Genomic DNA, 722 nt, shown 5'->3' on the forward strand with positions numbered 1-722 from the left:
CAACCTTATCATACAGGCCTACGGAAGCGATGACAGCGTGACGGTCAGCAACTACTTTGCCGGTACTGATCAACCCGGAGGGATTTATCGCCAGTTCAGCTTTGTCTTCGACGATGCGACGCTGACGGAGTCAGACCTGGCGAGGTCGGGGATGACCTACAACGGAACGGACGTTGTTAATAATGCCACAGGCTGGTATGCACCTGACCTTATGTACGGCGCAGACGGTAACGACACGCTGCAGGGAGGGGGCGGAAATGACGTGCTGAACGGCGGTGCGGGCAATGACTTCCTTTACGGCAACAGCGGTGAGGACACCTACCAGTTTACTGCCGGGCACGGTAAAGACTATGTGTCTGACTCAGCGGGTAGCGGTGAAAATGGTGATATTTTACGCTTCACTGGTGCGGCATCGGGCGCAGCCCGTTTCAGTCGCGAAGGTAACAACCTTATCATACAGGCCTACGGAAGCGATGACAGCGTGACGGTCAGCAACTACTTTGCCGGTACTGATCAACCCGGAGGGATTTATCGCCAGTTCAGCTTTGTCTTCGACGATGCGACGCTGACGGAGTCAGACCTGGCGAGGTCGGGGATGACGTACAACGGAACGGACGCTGGTAACAATGCCTCGGGCTGGTATGCCGCTGATCTTATGTACGGCGCAGGCGGTAACGACACGCTGCAGGGAGGGGGCGGAAATGACGTGCTGAACGGCGGTG

The 722-nt window shown here is 56.8% G+C and carries 1 protein-coding gene; it reads left to right on the top strand.

Going from position 1 to position 722, the window contains the following annotated elements; translation table 11 throughout:
• Nucleotides 1-722: calcium-binding protein (locus J1779_RS00110; protein WP_338019840.1), on the top strand; the 722-nt coding region annotated here is incomplete at both ends.

It is taken from the genome of Rahnella rivi (genome assembly GCF_019049655.1).
GTDB classification, from domain to species: Bacteria; Pseudomonadota; Gammaproteobacteria; order Enterobacterales; family Enterobacteriaceae; genus Rahnella; species Rahnella rivi.